Here is a 16,521-nt window from a genome sequence, read left to right as displayed (position 1 = left end):
ATGCTAATACCGTATCTTTTTAATGCGTCCAAAACCAATCGTGCCAGGTCCGGCATGAGACATAATAACCGCTTTAAACACTTGCTGTTCTACCGGTTGATGAATTACCTCTTCCAATTGAAGCTTTAATTCATTGCTTACCTCACGATTATCAGCATCAATGATCATCCAATCATATTCTGCCGGATCAATGTCCTTTATAACATAAGCAATTCCCTCTTTGTATGCTTTTTTCAAGGTACGTACTTTATCTACTAAATCAATTGCCCCATGTTCAACCTTTAGCAATGGTTGAATTTTTAATAAACCTGCTAACGCTGCAGCAGCTGGCGAAATTCGGCCGCCATTCTTTAATGTCGTCAAATTTTCTGGGATCAAAACGGCAAATAGGCTGCCTTCCTTCTCCAGTTTTTCTTTTACTTGTAAGCTTGTATATCCCTTTTCAAACATCTTACGGGCCGTTTGCAACATTTTGACAACAGGATAACAAACATATTCACTATCTACTACTATGACTCTTCCTTCATATGCATCAGCCAGTCCGATAGCAACATGGCAAGTTCCGCTTAGTGCTTTTGATAAAGGTAAATAAAATACTTCATCGTATGTTTGCAATAAGTCATCCCACATCCGCGTAAGATCTCCGATGATGGGCTGTGCTGTTTTTACCTGATCACCATTCTTTAATGCCTGAATGATATCTTTGTCAAATATTGTCTCTTCTTCAATAAATTCTTTTCCGTTCATGCTGATCGGCATGCGGATGACATGAATATCCAGCTCTTTTGCTTGTTCTTTGGTGATATCTGCGCTGGAATCACACATTAATGCTATCTTTTTCATGGAATCACTCCTTACGTGCAATTATAGCAATTTTACTTTAAAATCACAATACAGAATTAAGAATTACAATGTTTTCAAGGGCAGCCTCTTTGAGCTACGTCATTTCTTCTTTCTTATTTTTACGACACGTACCGTTTATCCCCATCGTCCGCGCATAAAAAAACCGGCGATGCCGGTTACCTGTTCTTATATGGGGCGGACGATGGGGATCGAACCCACGCATGACGGGACCACAACCCGCTGTGTTAACCACTTCACCACATCCGCCATGATTTCTTTCATCAGGCGAGTTATATTATATCTTATCCCTTTTTATTTGTAAATAGTTTTTTTAATTTTTTTATAAAGACAGGAATGGAATCGTAAAGTCCATTCCTGGTGTTTTCTTTAAAACGGTTGGGATCTTCGCTTACACCTTACTTTTTCATCCAAGTTATCAACCTTGAGTTGCATCACAAAAGACCGGTTAAACCGGTCTTCACTGCGCCTTAATGTAAAACAAAATACTGCTCATACCATAATAAGAAAGAATAGACTGTATAAATCTTACGCTGATAATTTCCTAAATTATTTTTATGATCTTCAAGCCATTGTAAGATTAACTTCTGGTTGAAGAACTCTGCCGCATATGGTTTTTCAAACATCGTTTTCACTTTTGCATAATACGCTTCTTCTCGCAGCCATACACGCAATGGAACAGGAAAGCCCATCTTTTTACGTTTGCCCCAATCACTTGGTATATTTTTCATAGCCGCCATACGGAACGCACGTTTGCTTTCTTCGCCTTTTATACAATATTCACTTTCCAGCGATTTTGCTAAGTTCCAAACTTCTTTATCTAAGAAAGGAACACGCAGTTCCAAGGAATGTGCCATCGTCATCTTATCGGCTTTTAATAAGATGTCATGAGGCAACCATAAGTGCATATCTAAATACATTTTCTTATGTAGGTCATCTTGTTCTTTTACACGTTCAAAGTAAGGTCGTGTAACATCCTGATAGCATAAAGCTGTTTTATAACCATCTGCCATGACCTCATCCGCATCTTCATTATCCATAATAAATGCCTGCCCGATATAAGAATCCTCCAAAGAAGTAGCATTGCGTTGTAAAAAGCCCATACCTCGTTTTTCAGCTCTGCCTTTTGCCCAATGCCCTAACTTTTTGCGTAATGCAGCAGGTACGATTTTTTTATAAAGTTCATCATTTTTGTTTTCTTTATAAGCATCATATCCGCCAAACAACTCATCGGCACCTTCACCACTTTGTACAACTTTCAGATCCTCCACAGCCATTTCAGATAAATAGAATAAAGGTACAGCCGATAAATTGGCATGAGGTTCATCTGAATAATATTGCACCTTTGGTAAAGCATCGAAGAAATCTTTTGAAGTTAATGTTTTTTTCTTGTTTTTCAGATGTAGTGTCTCACATAAATCTCTAGCATGGGTCGTTTCATCAAACCCTTGTACTTCAAAACCAACAGAATATGTTTTATCCGGACGTAAAACAGATGCAATATAGCTAGAATCTACACCGCCGGATAAGAAAGAACCTACCTCAACATCAGCTATCTTATGATAAGCAACAGAATCCTTGACACTTTGATGAATGCACTCTACCGTTTCTTCTAATGATCTTGACGTTTCCTCAAAGGCAAAGGTAAAATAGCGTTTCACCTTAAAGTCACTGCCATCATAGGTAAAACATGTACCTGGTTCTAATTTATAGACATCTTTGAACATTGTTTCTTCTAATGGATTGTATTGAAAAATCAAATACATTTTTAAAGCATCTTTATTCACCGCTTTGTGAAAAGCTGGATGAGGTAAGAAAGATTTAATTTCTGAACCAAATAATAAGGTGTCGTTCATCTTAGCATAGTAAAATGGTTTAATGCCAAATTGATCGCGTGCGCCAAACATCGTATGTGTTTCCTTATCATAAATCACAAAGGCGAACATACCTCTTAACATCTTTACGGCATCTTCACCATAGGTTTTATATGCCTGTAAGATAACCTCTGTATCGCTATGTGTCGCGAATGTACAGCCATGTTTTTCAATCAGTTCTTTGCGAATATCCTGATAATTGTAAATTTCTCCATTGAATACGATGACATGTCTGCCATCCTCACTGTGAATAGGCTGAGAGCCTCCTTCTAAATCGATAATACTTAAACGACGAAATCCCAATGCTACATGATCATCTAAAAATGTTCCATCACTATCAGGGCCACGATGAGCAATACATTCACCCATCGCATCTAATATCTGTTTTCGATCGTAATTACCAAAACCGTAATAACCCGTAAATCCACACATTGTTAACACCTCTTTACGCTATTTCATGCGTTATCTTCCAGTATCCTGTTTGTCTCATATAGATAATTCTTTTGAATAAGACAGGAATCTTATTTATTATAAAGGATGTACAAACGTTTCTCAATAGCTGATTGCAAGAAAGCTATTAATAATTCTGAAAATTGCGGATACTGTTGTATACTTTTACAATTTGTACAAGGAAATCGATGCGTTTAAGAAAAAAGGACAAGCGCAATGTCATGTCCTATTGTGAAATGCTTCCTATTTGATTCTACCATAAAGAGGTTTTTCTTTTCTCTTCGATCCATTTGCATCAATCAACAAGCTTCGTATTATGGAGCACTACTTCCTGCAACACCTCGCCAATTGGATCATGAATTACGATATCTGCTTGATCATCCATTGCTGTTACCGCTTTATTTAACAGCACCAAGGTCTTACCTCGAAAATAACGCAATAACCCCGCAGCCGGATAGACAACTAAAGAGGTACCACCGATAATCATCACATCTGCATTGGCAATCGCTGTCACAGCTTCCTCCATTACTTGCATATCTAGTGATTCACCATACAACACTACTTCTGGTTTGATGGTATGATGACAGTTCGGGCATTTAGGAATGCCATCTTTTTGCTTCAGCATATCCTCCAATGTAAAAAAACTATGACAACTCTGACAGCGATTACGATGTATGCTGCCATGAAGTTCTAACACTTTTTTACTGCCTGCTTTTTGATGAAGTCCATCAATATTTTGGGTAATCACAGCATCTAATTTCCCCAATGCTTCTAATTTTGCTAAAGCGAGATGTGCTGGATTTGGCTGCGCATTCGGATAGACCATCTCATGAAAGTAAAAATCATAAAAAGCTTCTGTATGCTCATAAAAGAAATCATGAGATATCATTGTTTCCGCAGGATAAGGATATGTTTTTTTGCTATATATACCACTTTGTGAACGGAAATCGGGGATATTACTTTCTGTGGATACACCAGCTCCACCAAAAAAGACGATATGTTTATTTTCTTCTATAACCCTTTTTAATTTATCATACATATTTATGCTCCCTTTCGTATTTGGATATAACTGCCTTCTCTGGTTTTAACAACAGCGATACCTGCCTGAATATTTTCCTTTAAAATTTCCACATGGGAAATGATACCAATCATGCCTTTGCCTTGTGTCATTGTCTGCAAGATAGCCAATGCGTCCGCTATGCTATGCTCATCCAGAGTACCGAAACCTTCATCAATAAACATACAATCAAAACGGATTCCGCCATTCCTTGCTTGTACGACCATGGATAGTGCTAAGGACATGGCTAAGGATACTAAGAATTTTTCTCCTCCACTTAAGGATACCACATTTCGTGGTTCCATGGAATAGGTGTCAAAAATAGATAGCTCTAAGCCATATTTGCGACTTCTTCCAGTTGTATCATCATTGCGAAAAATCTGATAGCGACCTTCATGGATATGGGCTAACAGCTTATTGGCTTGGGTGGTGATGTTATCTAATAATACCCCTAAGACATAGCGTTCTATGCCAATGCCTTGATCTCCGCGCATAGCTTTTACAAAGTGCTGCATGCGAAGATAATCTGGTTCAATAATTGCTAATTCTTTCATTTGATTTTGTAATGCAGACAAAGTGCGCGCATAGATCTTTTGTTCACTTTGTCTTTGCGCTAAGCGTTCCTGTATTTGCAACAGTTCTTCCTTAAGTTTAGCATCTTGTGCAACAAGTTTATCTAGATCAAGCCATATGATCTTAGCCAAGTATTCTTCTTGTTTTCGTATTTCTTTTTCTAAATGAGTAAGGTTCAAGAAATAACGTTCAACCTCACTTGCATTGTTTTCAATATCCGTATCAGATGGCATTGTTTCCAGTTCCACTATCTTGACCTGTTGTTTGATAACTTCTTCTTCCAGTTGTTCTTGTTGTTGCTGTAACTGTTGCTGCGCCTGTCTATATTCCTGTTCGCTGGTCTGATAATGTTCAATAGCCTTATTGTATTCAATGATGCTTGCTTCCCTTTGCTGAAGCTGTAGATTCTTTTGCTCTTGTAAGTATTTCAGACTCTTTTGCTGTTGTTCATATTGTGTCTGCAACTGCTTTAAATCTTGTTGTGGTAGTCGCTTTTGTAAGGCAGCCACTTCTGCTTTGGCCATTAGATAGTTTTGTTGCTTTGTCTGCTCTTGTAGAAGGGAAGCTTCCAATTGTTCTTGTCTTTGCAAAGCACTGGATTGTAATACTTGTAACTTTTGCCGCCTTTGGCTCTGCCTTTCTTCTGCTTTAATTAGCTCTTTATACTGCTTTTTGATCTGGTGATATTCTTCCAAAAGGAACGGTTTTTGTAATAATTCCTGTATCTGCGTTTGGATATCCTTAAGCTGTTTCTTTAACAAGGCATAGGCAGCTTGTTGCTTTTCTTCTAAACGATACAGTTGTTCTTCCTTTTGCTTTCCTTCTTCCAACTGTTGTTTCAAAGAGCGAAGCGTAAGCAAATCAACGGCGGCTTTTTGTGCTACATATGGTTTTGGATGATGAAAAGAACCACAGACAGGACATGGCTTTCCTTCCTGCAAGCTTTCTGCCAACTGTAAAGCACTGTGTTCTAAAAACTGCTGATACAATGCATCATGTTGCTGCTGCCGTTTTTTTAAAGTTTCCTGTTGTTGCTGATACGCAGATTGCGCATTCATCCATGCCTGTTTCTGCTTGTTCATCTGTTCTTGTAACGCTGTTTGTTTTTGATAACGTTTTTCTGCTAGCACGTAATACTGCCAATCTGCTTTGAGTTGTTCATGTTGCTTTGCTTCTTGCTCAAACGCTTGTATTTCTTGCTGCAACAACTGCTGTGTCTTTTGTAATGCCATATTCTTTTGCTTCCATTCGATATTCTGTTTATGTATTGCCTGGTATGCTGTTGCCAGCTGTTCACTTTGTTGTTTTTGCTTATCAAAGGTTTTTAACAACCGCAGCTGCTCTTCGCACTGTAGCAATTGTTCTCTTGCAGTCTGTATTTGCTCTTCATAGCCCTGAATGCTTTTATTTTGCTCATCCAAACAAGCATATTGCTGGCTAGCTTTCTGTTTTCTGTCCTTTGCCTGTATATATTGTGCTTTACGTAATTCCTTCGCTTTTTGCAAGCGCTGCATTTCCTGATACATATGTCGCAGTTGCTGCATCTGCTTCCAACGCAGTACCTGCTCTTTTTGTTGCTTCATTTGCCCTTCTTGTTGCTTCTCTTTTTCATATTGTTGTTGTTTCAGCTTATAGTCTTCTTTCCAACGATGATATTCTTTCTGCTGTAGAAGATCTGCTTGAACGTTTTCCTGTTGCTGTAAAAGTGCGTTTTTTTGTTCATTGTCCTGTACAATCTGTTCCGTGAGCGAAGCATAGGTTTGCTGTGCTGCTTGCATGCTTTCTTCATTTAAAGAACGTAAATCCGCTGCCATTTGCTGTTTTAAAAGATCTAAGGCATTCCGTTTCTGATTCAGTTTATCTGTAAGCCATCCATTTATAGAGCTCCAGCGTTCCATCTGAAATAATGTTTTCAGGATATCTTGCTTCTCTTCACTACGACTTGTTAAAAATTGTTCAAATTTTCCTTGTGGCAAAAGCATCACCTGCACAAATTGTAAATAGGATAAACCAATCAGTTCTTGTGCCTTTTCTTCGACACTACGCAATTTAGGATTCTCAAAGAAAGGATGAAAGCAACCATCGATCATTTCACCAGCATCGACATTCACTTTATATGCCTTTTCTTTATTTCGTTTGGTGCGAACTTCAACACTTCGAAAAAATCGATATTCCTTCTCCTTGATCGTAAACGTAAAATCAACAATCGTAGGCATTTGCTCAGAAGCAAAGCGAGAACGCATACTTTCCAGATCTTCCCGCTGTCCACCGCTGCTCTTTCCATATAAGGCATATGTCATGGCATCTAACAACATCGTCTTGCCACTTCCGGTTTCTCCTTCCAAAAGAAATAGGCGATCCTTCATAAATTGTGTAAAATCAATTTGCTGTTTCTTTACATATGGACCAAATGCCTGTACTTCCAATCGTTTTGGCAGCATTCCCTACACCTCCTCAAGCATAGACAGACCCTCTTGCAAGAGCTGAATATCTTCATCACAAAGAGTTTCCTGAAACATGTCTTGAAAGTAGCGTTTCACGATATTGACATCATTTAATCCATCTAGTTGCTCAACATCCAATGAAATTTTACTCTTTATCTGCTCATTTTTCCCACTCAACTGTAAAAGTCCTGGATAATGTTCCTGAAAATAAGTCAGCATTTCATACGATACACACACATCTAACAATTGCAATTTTACATAGCCCTGTGGATATCCGTCATCAACTTGTCTTAGCTGTTGCAGATATGATAAGCTGCCTTTTAGAACATAAAGGGGATGTAAAGGTTCTATGGTACGTGCATATACCTTTTGATTGCATGTATCATATAGCAGCACCTGTTTCTGCTGTTCAGCTTCTGAAAAAGAATACGGCAATAATGATCCACTGTAATATACATGTTCCCCAACCTTTTGAGGACGATGAAGATGCCCCAAAGCTACATAATCAAATTCTTCAAATAGTGTGGCAGGCACCAGATCACTGCCTCCCACACGAGCAAATCGATCACTTTCACATACACTGGAGCCCGCAATAAAAGCATGCGCTATTGCAACATGGCATAAATTTTTCTCCTTATGCAGATGAATATCTTCACAAATAATACGAAAAGCCTCTTCTTGTGTTGCACATGGTTGTTCATACACTTGAGCTACCTGTGCAGGATGTAAATAAGGAATTGGATAAAACATTGTATCTTTGATCCGTAATCCTTTGACCTTCTCTTCCAACTTGCCATAAATATGCAGTCCCATAGGTGCCAACAATTCTGCACAGGTAGCCAGGCGAACAGCCGAATCATGGTTACCGGCAATTACTATGACCTGCTTTAGTAATTCTAAGCATAACATGCTCATACAACGATTATAAAGTTCAATTGCTTCTTTGCTTGCCAAGGTCGTATCGTACACATCTCCAGCAATTACGATTACATCCACATCTTCTTTCATAACGATTTTCTTTATTTGCCATAAAGCATATTTTTGATCTTCCAGTAAAGATACCTTATGCAAATCAATGCCCAGATGCCAATCCGCCGTATGTAATATTTTCATTGTGATACCCCGTTTCCTTTTATTTCTTCGCATTATTTTCGTCTAGTAAATCAAGATGCCCTATTCTCATATTCTATTTGATAGCATTTTGATATTATATGCAAATAGGTATTCCTCTTTCTATTTGCTACCAGCTTACATCGTTTGACCCTTCTATAAAAAATTGAAAAAAGATGGCGAAAGATCCTCTCACACATCTTTGTGAACTACGCATTGTAAAAAGCTGAGGAAACGCGGTCATTTTATCACGAACCATTTAATTTTCATTAGGATTTGCCTGCGTTGCGTTTCCCTTTTCTAATGTAAAATCAACACTGTCATTAATATCCTCAAAAGCCCAGCGGATGGAAAATTGCTGATACTCGACTGGATATTCATACCATTGGAATTCATATGTTGTTTTCGCGATAATCATTCCATTTTCTTCTTTATATTTCGTATCAATATAATCCATACGATTATAATTAATCGTATCATCCAACATGATCAATTTGGGCACCTTAACCGGATGTTCCTTTTGATATTGATATGTTAGTGTTACTCTAGTACGTCCCTCTTCCTGCTTCACCTGTTGATCAAAACGAACGACATATTTCACAAATACATTTATTGTCTTTTTGATTTCCTTACCATTTGCCTGTGTAATGATCAAGGTAAAATCATTATCCCCTGTCGTTAAGCCATAGCTATCTCTTGGTAAAGTCCAAGAGCTATAGGAAGATACATCAATGGGATTATCCTTTGAATGATACAAATGAACACTTTCGATTTCAGTTTTTCCTGCAGAATAGCTCCAATGGAAATGAATTTGATCATCCATGCGATTATAGGTTCCTAAAAATTCGGTAATCATAGCATCTTCTTGCGTAGGTTCTTCTTGTGTCGGTACATCAATCGGTGTATTGTTTTTCTCTACTAATTTCTGGGTTAGGATATAGATCGTTAAAGATAGGATGATTAGCAATAAGACACTCAGCAGTAATACAAAAAATTTGTTTCTGCGAATAAACCCTTTTTCTTTATCCATACGATCTCCTCCTGTTCATGTTTTTATTTATTATACTGTTTTTTGGTGAAAAAAACCACTCTTTCTCATGCCTTTACAACAATTCCCTTAGCTTTTCCTAATAATGGCAGACGGCTCTTAAGAAAAAAAAGCATCCGTAATGGACACTTTTTCAGCCTATTTTGTCGGAACTAAAGGCACGACAATCCCATGATATGTTTCGTCAATATAGTTTTTCACATCTTCTGTATTTAAGGCATTGATCAATGCTTTAATTTTCTCATCATCTTTATGTGCTGTTTGTACAGCGATGATATTGCCATATGTTTTTGCAGCCTCACTGTCTTTTGATTCGGTTGTAAGAACATTTTCACTGATTTTGGCATTTAAAGCATTATTCCCATTAACAACGGCATAGTCAACATCTTGAATGCTGGCTGCACATGTTTCTGCCTGCATCTCGATAATTTCGACTTTAACATTATATTTGGCGATATCGCTCTTTGTTGCATCTACACCTTTTCCATCCTTCAAAGTGATGATGTTATTATCCGCTAATAATTTTAAAGCACGTCCACCATTGGTAGGATCGTTAGGTACTGAAATTTTCATACCATCTTTCACTTCATCCAATGATTTATGATTTACCGAATAAATACCGATTGGTTCAAAGTGAACAGAGAACACACTTGTGATCTTATCTTGAGCACCCGCTTTTTTCGCCCAATCATCCATATATGGTTTGTGCTGGAAGAAGTTTGCATCCAGATCACCATCTACTAATGCCTGATTTGGTTTTACATAGTCTGTGAATTCCGTAATTTTCACCGTATAGCCTTCTTTTTCCAAAGCCGGCTGAATATGCTTAATAATTTCTGCATGAGGTGTTGTACTAGCACCAATACGCAATGTCTTATCTTCCTTACCTGTATCATCACTTTTTGCGCCGCAGCCTGCAAGTAAGACAACAGCTAAGAATCCTGCTACTAATTTTTTCATTGTTTTTTCCCTCTTTCTTTCTATTTTTTTATATTTCATCCAAACCTGCCTGACAGGTACAACACATTCGACAGATTCGGCTTCCTTGTTTTAATATATGTTTCATATTTCACCTCTAATGGGTGGTTTTCCGGATTAAGATATTTCCTACACCCTGAATCGTTGTCGTAATCAACAATAAGATAATCACACAAACATAAGTCACATCATTTTGCATACTATTATAACCATAGCGAATAGCAAAATCACCGATGCCACCACCGCCGACAGCACCGACCATGGTGATCAAACCAATCAGTGAAATCAAGGTGATCGTTGTTGCACGTATAATGCCAGGAATACTTTCTTTCAAATATACCCGAAAGATAATTTCCATTGGCGAGCTTCCCATTGCCTGACTGGCTTCAATTAATCCGCGATCGATTTCAGCCAATGCACTCTCTACCTGACGGGCAAAAAAAGGAATCGTTCCTACCATTAAAGGAAACAAAGCTCCGCGCAAACCAATCGTCGTTCCCGCAATAATGCGTGTCATTGGCCCTAAGAAGAAAATCAAGATAACAAAGGGAATCGCACGAAACAAATCAATAATTTTTCCCAAAATGAAATAAATCACTTTATTCTCTAAAATATCACCACGTCTTGTAACAGTTAAAATAACACCAAATAATGTACCAAAAATAAAGGATACAGCACCGGTAATTCCCAACATGATAAAGAAGTCAAGAATGGCTTGCCAGAATTCCGGAAGTTTATTCATAATGTTTGGAATTAAATCATTTAGTACTTCTAACATTCTTTCAGCACCTCAACTTTCACATCATGTTTTTCCATATAAGCAATTGCATTTTGAATATCTTCTTTTTGGCCACCAAAGATTACAACCAAATCTCCTAATGGGCTGTCTTTGATGATTTCTACATTGCCAAAGATGATATTCGTATCCACATGGAAATCACGGGAGATTTCGGATATTAACGCCTTCGAAGTATTTACCGCATCATAATTTAATTTCACTAGATGCTGTCCTGGTTTTAATTCTGTTAATGCACTACCCTCATCTACCATTTCGTAAATACGGGATATATTGCTTGTAGTCGCAATGAAATCTTTGGTTACCTTCGCCTGTGGTTTACAGAAAACTTCTAAGATATTTCCTTCTTCTATGACTTTACCTTTTTCCATTACCGCAACACGGTCGCAAATTTCTTTTATAACAGCCATTTCATGAGTAATCAAAACGATGGTAATCCCCAGTTTTTCATTTACCTGTTTTAATAATTTCAAAATGCTCTTCGTCGTTTGCGGATCTAAGGCACTGGTTGCCTCATCGCATAATAAGACCTTTGGATCATTTGCCAAGGCCCTGGCAATTGCCACGCGTTGTTTCTGTCCACCGCTTAACTGTGATGGATACGCATCTTTTTTATCGCCTAAATCGACTAATTCTAATAATGAAGTGATTTTCTTATCCATTTCCTCTTTTGATAAGCCACTCCCCTTTAATGGAAAGGCGATATTTTGATATACGGTACGTGAACGCATCAAGTTAAAATGCTGAAAGATCATACCGATTTTCTTACGCACCTCACGTAATGCCTTTTCACTCATTTTCGTCAATTCCTCGTCGTCAATCCAAACTTTGCCGTTGCTAGGGCGTTCCAACAGATTGATACAACGTACCAAGGTCGATTTACCGGCACCGCTGAAACCAATGATGCCAAAGATTTCACCATCCTGGATTTCCAGATTGACCTCTTTTACTGCATGCACATCACCAGAAACGGTATCAAATGTTTTACTGACATGCTCTAAACGAATCATCCAACTACCTCCTTCTTATAAAAAAAAGCTCTCATCCATTAGGACGAAAGCTTGTGCTTATCGTGTTACCACCTAAATTCACCCATCTTTTGCAAGATAGATCTCATCAAGTACGCCTTCAAACAGAAAGTTATACTCTATCGCTGTAACGAGCGAACACGTCATAGCCTAAACGTTCTTCGACCATGCGACTCCAAGACCATTTTCAACAGCTTCGCTTTATCCTCTTGCACCAAATGAGAACTCTCTGAGAAAGTATACACTGTCTACTCTTCTTTTCTACGTCATTTTGTTTACGTGAATAATGTTACTTTATTTTCCTAGATTCGTCAAGTGAAATAAAACAAAATTCTGAATTATTCCAAATAAACGCTTCTTCAAACGTTTTGTTTACTGTCACACATAAGATTGCCACCAATATAGCTTTCGGATAAAACGAACCTATTTCAATTGGAAAAACCATATAGCGAGACACTTTGCTCATACCAACAAAAGCATATACGACACAATAATGATGTTGATTCACTCTTATTTCATCGTACAACACAGAGGAAAGTTCCTGTCACTAACCAGTATAAGAAGTAAACAGCATTGACTCCAAAAATAATGACAAAGAAAAAATTGCTTTTCTTTCGAGTGTAATAAAATTGCGCCAAATTATATAAAAACATGCCTATTTGGGCAAAGCTATGAAGATAATAATAGCGATCTGTATATGGCGGCCCTATAAGCCAAACCACAACATCATATACAATCAACACACTCATAATAACACGAAAGCTCCATGAACTGGAACGCTCATCCAAATAGGTTATTCGCTCATCACCATGCTGATTCTCTTTGCGCGCTTTCTGCAATAGCTCTTCTTTCTCCATGTCTTATTCCCCTGTCATTCTCCTATGATGTAGTATCATCGTATCCTTTATCAAACGTCAAATAAAGTTTAGCACATTTTAAAAGCTTATAGCAAGTGTACTTTGCATAACGCCATCCTTACACCCTTATGCATTGTTTACAAAAGACACATAAAAAGATAATAAAAGCAGCTATCTAGTTGTCGAAAGTTTTCTTATATCCAACAGCAAAAGAAGCATCATCTAGCACAGAGAGAAAGCAAAGCTTATGGAAAAATCTTAGCCAAAGCAACATTTACCTTATTTTCACAGATAATAAAGAAAAGCGATTTGCTATAGCTGTAAATGCAATGCAAATAGCTTTAAAGAACTCTGTAATATAAAATCCGCCCCTAAGACGGATCTTACCCTATTTTATATTTAAGCTTGTACGTTTTCCCCTCACTTTCATCATCAAAATATTCCGTATAGCTAAAGATGATTTTTTTTGCTGTAGATGAAATGATAAAGATCAAAGAGCCATATATTTCTTCCATTGGTTTTAACGCATATTCATCAGGAAGCTGATTTTTTACACCAAAATAATCTTCTGCTTCGAATGGGCCTTCCTCATCAAAAGTTATCATAAAGTCATCCTTATACATATTTAATATTTCATTTGTTATATTTTTGATGCGGACATGCAGCATTAGAAACTGCGCTTGCTCCTCAACTACAAAATCTTTTAATTCCTTACCCGGTAATTCAATTTTTGTCACCTTGCAAGTAAAAAAGATTGTTTGAAATTCATTAATGAGAGCCTGATTAGGACAATAATCACCTGTCAGAAGCACATTCTGTTTTTCCTTTTCATGTTGTATGATTTCCACTTGTTTTCACCTCTCTAACATACTATATGACGAAGAGCTGAAAAACTGTCGAACTTTGTGTTATATGAGCAGATTTGGATAGATGCGGACACCTTTCTTCACGATTTGCGTTATATGATTCTCATATAAACCTTGAAACAGATGTGATAAAGAATTACCATGACAAATCAAGATATCCGCCTGTTTTCCTTTTTTTAATACACCAACATGGGGTAATTGTAGCGCTTTAGCAGGATAGCATGTCAATGCCTTTAAAAGCAATAAGGCATCCATGCCCTGCTTGATATGTAGCAACTGTGCCAGCAATAATGGATCCTGCATGATGAAATGGTTATCTCTGGTACTAATACAAAACCGTTTTTTGGTATATTTTGTTGATGCTTTGATAATAGCATTCCCATATAGAATAGGATAGGTCAATGCTTGTTTGGGGACAATATCCATTTCAAGAAAGGATTGTGCATGGCTATCCATCGCCATCGTTAAGACCCCATGCTGCATATACTGCATGCGATATTCTTGCAACTTTCTGGTTTTATTCCATTCATCACATGCAGGGTAAACTGCATCAGTTTCAATAAATGCTGGAATCGCAAAATGACTGCGTCCTTCTAAGATTCGCGTATCTTTATCCAAAAGATGTGTATAGCTTCCCTCACCGATTTCCAATATGACATCATGATGCATTGCCAAATAGGCGTGTGAATAAATAACATCTTTTTGTTTAATTGTTTGCATAGTATAAATTTTCTCAAGATTTGTAATGAGTAACGTTGCTTTTTTCTTCATGAATTCTCCTTATAGACTTCTCTTATTATATGACAATTTCACACAGAAAGAAAAGTAAATTATGATATAATTAAACAAGTAAAGGAGGGATGTTATGTTTGATTGGCTAAAAAAACACTTCGAGAAAGAGAATCCAGCAACAACCCCAAAAACAAAGCCTGTAATCCTAACAATTCATGGCTATGGAAGAAGACGTAAACATGAATTTGATAATCTTGCCTTATGGGGTAAAAAAGATGGATATGATATCGTCCAGTTTGATATGTATGATTTATTTGATGAAGAAGATCATGATTGGATGTGCTGGGTACAACGTGCAAAAGATCAGCTAGATCAATATAAAAAAACAAATCGCGATATTTACCTAGTGGGCTTTTCTATGGGCGGTGTTATAGCTTCTTATTTAGCCGCTATGGTACCTGTAAAAAAATTAGTTTTACTTGCGCCGGCATTTAGCTATATAAATATGGATATGATTACGGATGCGATCACCAAATCGGCAATTTCTTTATGGACCAATGATAAAAAAGAAGAAATACAACTTCCCCGTTCCTTTTATAGTGCTTTTAGTGAACTCATTAAAAACCTTAAAAAGTATATTACAAAGGTTGATTGCCCAATCTTATTTCTACATGGTGATGAAGATGAAGTTATCTCAATCAAAAGCTCCATAAATGCATACGATAAAGTCCCACATGAACGTAAAAAGCTCATTATTCTTCACGAAGGACATCATCGTCTTTTGATGGATGAAAAAGTAAACTGGGAAGCTTATCAAATTATGAAATTATTTTTTGATGATCATCTATTAAATGAACAAAAAATAGAGATGGCAGAAGATATCATGGATAAGCTAATTGAAAAGAAACATCGCTTGGATGCTGAAAAAGAAAACTTAAAACAAGTGACGATACATGAGGAATCGGTTACATCGTAATCGATTCCTTTTTCCTTAAAGAAGTGATCATGTAAATAATATTATAAAGAAAAGGAAGGATGTCCTTCCTTAACTAATATTTAATATATACTTTTCTAACGGTACTATAGGAACCAAAAACTTTGCTGCCTAAAGAATCTGTTTGATAGGCCCGTACCTTAACATAATACGTTTTCTTTATTTTCATATTGCTCAGCGTTTTTGAAGTGGCACTGGTATACAAGCTTTTGGTTGTACTTTTCGTAAACTTTGAACTCGTGGAATACGTAATCTGATATCCCTTTGCGTAGGTTACCTTACCATATTTCACACTTAGTTTCCCTTTTGCACTATTTTTTAATGTTGGTGTTTTTCCCTTACCTACACTAAGCTTACTCCATCTTGCATACAGTTTCTTATTGCCCGTACTACCTTTCTTAATGGATGTCACTTTATACTTATATTTACTGTCACTGTACCATCCCTTAAACGTATAGCCTTTCCGTGTTGGACTTTTTAAGGTAATCGTATTGCTGGTTACCGTATAAGAGGATGGATTCTTGCCATTTTTCCCACCATTCAGCTGATAGCTAAGTTTATAGGTGTTTTTGCTCCATTTCGCATACAGTGTCTTATTTCCGGTACTGCCTTTCTTAATGGATGTTACCTTGTATTTATATTTACTATCACTGTACCATCCCTTAAACGTATAGCCTTTTCGTGTTGGACTTTTTAAGGTAATCGTATTGCTAGTTGCCGTATAAGAGGAAGGATTCTTACCATTTTTCCCACCATTCAGCTGATAGCTAAGCTTATAGGTGTTTTTGCTCCATTTCGCATACAGTGTCTTATTTCCGGTACTGCCTTTCTTAATGGATGTTACCTTGTATTT

14 protein-coding genes, 1 tRNA gene and 1 other annotated feature are annotated in these 16,521 nt (G+C 37.2%); of the genes, 1 reads left to right on the top strand and 14 read right to left on the bottom strand.

The genetic code is table 11. The annotated features are described in order from the left end of the window. Window positions 1-3 precede the first annotated feature (3 nt). From ACESSZ_RS03570 to ACESSZ_RS03510, 13 genes are all read right to left on the bottom strand, one after another. Window positions 4-843: a DegV family protein gene (locus ACESSZ_RS03570; RefSeq protein WP_008687907.1), complete on the bottom strand. Its 840-nt coding sequence runs from the start codon at window positions 841-843 to the stop codon at window positions 4-6. A 191-nt stretch (window positions 844-1,034) separates the two neighbouring features. Next, window positions 1,035-1,110, bottom strand: a tRNA-His gene (locus ACESSZ_RS03565). A gap of 221 nt (window positions 1,111-1,331) precedes the next feature. Beyond that, window positions 1,332-3,167: an asparagine synthase (glutamine-hydrolyzing) gene (asnB, locus tag ACESSZ_RS03560; protein WP_008687905.1), complete on the bottom strand. Its 1,836-nt coding sequence runs from the start codon at window positions 3,165-3,167 to the stop codon at window positions 1,332-1,334. A 313-nt stretch (window positions 3,168-3,480) separates the two neighbouring features. Then, window positions 3,481-4,224, bottom strand: coding sequence for an NAD-dependent protein deacylase (locus ACESSZ_RS03555; RefSeq protein ID WP_008687904.1), 744 nt, complete (start codon window positions 4,222-4,224; stop codon window positions 3,481-3,483). 2 nt (window positions 4,225-4,226) lie between these two features. Beyond that, window positions 4,227-7,256 carry an AAA family ATPase gene (locus ACESSZ_RS03550; protein WP_132224879.1) on the bottom strand — a complete coding sequence of 1,010 codons (3,030 nt, stop codon included), beginning with the start codon at window positions 7,254-7,256 and terminating at the stop codon, window positions 4,227-4,229. Between the two features lie 3 nt (window positions 7,257-7,259). Next, window positions 7,260-8,372 (bottom strand): metallophosphoesterase family protein, encoded by a 1,113-nt coding sequence (locus ACESSZ_RS03545; protein WP_132224881.1) that lies wholly within the window; start codon window positions 8,370-8,372, stop codon window positions 7,260-7,262. 256 nt (window positions 8,373-8,628) lie between these two features. Next, window positions 8,629-9,399, bottom strand: coding sequence for a hypothetical protein (locus ACESSZ_RS03540; protein ID WP_008687900.1), 771 nt, complete (start codon window positions 9,397-9,399; stop codon window positions 8,629-8,631). A gap of 156 nt (window positions 9,400-9,555) precedes the next feature. Further along, entirely contained in the window at window positions 9,556-10,377 is an 822-nt protein-coding gene (locus ACESSZ_RS03535) for a MetQ/NlpA family ABC transporter substrate-binding protein (RefSeq protein WP_008687899.1), read from the bottom strand. Between the two features lie 115 nt (window positions 10,378-10,492). After that, on the bottom strand, window positions 10,493-11,173 hold the full coding sequence (locus ACESSZ_RS03530) for a methionine ABC transporter permease (protein WP_008687898.1): 681 nt from the start codon (window positions 11,171-11,173) through the stop codon (window positions 10,493-10,495). Beyond that, on the bottom strand, window positions 11,167-12,201 hold the full coding sequence (locus ACESSZ_RS03525; protein WP_008687897.1) for a methionine ABC transporter ATP-binding protein: 1,035 nt from the start codon (window positions 12,199-12,201) through the stop codon (window positions 11,167-11,169). Before ACESSZ_RS03525 ends, ACESSZ_RS03530 begins: the two co-directional genes overlap by 7 nt. A gap of 36 nt (window positions 12,202-12,237) precedes the next feature. Beyond that, window positions 12,238-12,492: a binding site (T-box leader), on the bottom strand. Window positions 12,493-12,734: 242 nt separating this feature from the next. Beyond that, complete coding sequence (locus ACESSZ_RS03520; RefSeq protein ID WP_008687895.1) at window positions 12,735-13,076, bottom strand: DUF6442 family protein; 342 nt, start codon at window positions 13,074-13,076, stop codon at window positions 12,735-12,737. Between the two features lie 383 nt (window positions 13,077-13,459). After that, window positions 13,460-13,924 (bottom strand): hypothetical protein, encoded by a 465-nt coding sequence (locus tag ACESSZ_RS03515; protein WP_008687893.1) that lies wholly within the window; start codon window positions 13,922-13,924, stop codon window positions 13,460-13,462. Between the two features lie 60 nt (window positions 13,925-13,984). Continuing rightward, window positions 13,985-14,713, bottom strand: coding sequence for an amidohydrolase family protein (locus ACESSZ_RS03510; protein WP_008687890.1), 729 nt, complete (start codon window positions 14,711-14,713; stop codon window positions 13,985-13,987). A 94-nt stretch (window positions 14,714-14,807) separates the two neighbouring features. Here ACESSZ_RS03510 and ACESSZ_RS03505 point away from each other — a divergent pair, with 94 nt between their 5' ends. Beyond that, entirely contained in the window at window positions 14,808-15,650 is an 843-nt protein-coding gene (locus tag ACESSZ_RS03505; RefSeq protein WP_008687887.1) for an alpha/beta hydrolase, read from the top strand. A 73-nt stretch (window positions 15,651-15,723) separates the two neighbouring features. Here ACESSZ_RS03505 and ACESSZ_RS03500 read toward each other — a convergent pair. Continuing rightward, on the bottom strand, window positions 15,724-16,521 hold a 798-nt coding region (locus tag ACESSZ_RS03500; RefSeq protein WP_499842688.1), incomplete at its 5' end, for an InlB B-repeat-containing protein.

Source organism: Eubacterium sp. 3_1_31, from assembly GCF_964249515.1.
GTDB lineage: Bacteria > Bacillota_I > Bacilli_A > Erysipelotrichales > Erysipelotrichaceae > Longicatena > Longicatena caecimuris.
This window is presented reverse-complemented; position numbering and strand designations above follow the sequence as displayed.

What these genes read in the sequence shown, in the direction of transcription:
- ACESSZ_RS03570 (WP_008687907.1), bottom strand. Translation starts at nt 843, where the DNA reads ATGAAAAAGATAGCATTAATGTGTGATTCCAGCGCAGATATCACCAAA.
- asnB (WP_008687905.1), bottom strand. Translation starts at nt 3,167, where the DNA reads ATGTGTGGATTTACGGGTTATTACGGTTTTGGTAATTACGATCGAAAA.
- ACESSZ_RS03555 (WP_008687904.1), bottom strand. Translation starts at nt 4,224, where the DNA reads ATGTATGATAAATTAAAAAGGGTTATAGAAGAAAATAAACATATCGTC.
- ACESSZ_RS03550 (WP_132224879.1), bottom strand. Translation starts at nt 7,256, where the DNA reads ATGCTGCCAAAACGATTGGAAGTACAGGCATTTGGTCCATATGTAAAG.
- ACESSZ_RS03545 (WP_132224881.1), bottom strand. Translation starts at nt 8,372, where the DNA reads ATGAAAATATTACATACGGCGGATTGGCATCTGGGCATTGATTTGCAT.
- ACESSZ_RS03540 (WP_008687900.1), bottom strand. Translation starts at nt 9,399, where the DNA reads ATGGATAAAGAAAAAGGGTTTATTCGCAGAAACAAATTTTTTGTATTA.
- ACESSZ_RS03535 (WP_008687899.1), bottom strand. Translation starts at nt 10,377, where the DNA reads ATGAAAAAATTAGTAGCAGGATTCTTAGCTGTTGTCTTACTTGCAGGC.
- ACESSZ_RS03530 (WP_008687898.1), bottom strand. Translation starts at nt 11,173, where the DNA reads ATGTTAGAAGTACTAAATGATTTAATTCCAAACATTATGAATAAACTT.
- ACESSZ_RS03525 (WP_008687897.1), bottom strand. Translation starts at nt 12,201, where the DNA reads ATGATTCGTTTAGAGCATGTCAGTAAAACATTTGATACCGTTTCTGGT.
- ACESSZ_RS03520 (WP_008687895.1), bottom strand. Translation starts at nt 13,076, where the DNA reads ATGGAGAAAGAAGAGCTATTGCAGAAAGCGCGCAAAGAGAATCAGCAT.
- ACESSZ_RS03510 (WP_008687890.1), bottom strand. Translation starts at nt 14,713, where the DNA reads ATGAAGAAAAAAGCAACGTTACTCATTACAAATCTTGAGAAAATTTAT.
- ACESSZ_RS03505 (WP_008687887.1), top strand. Translation starts at nt 14,808, where the DNA reads ATGTTTGATTGGCTAAAAAAACACTTCGAGAAAGAGAATCCAGCAACA.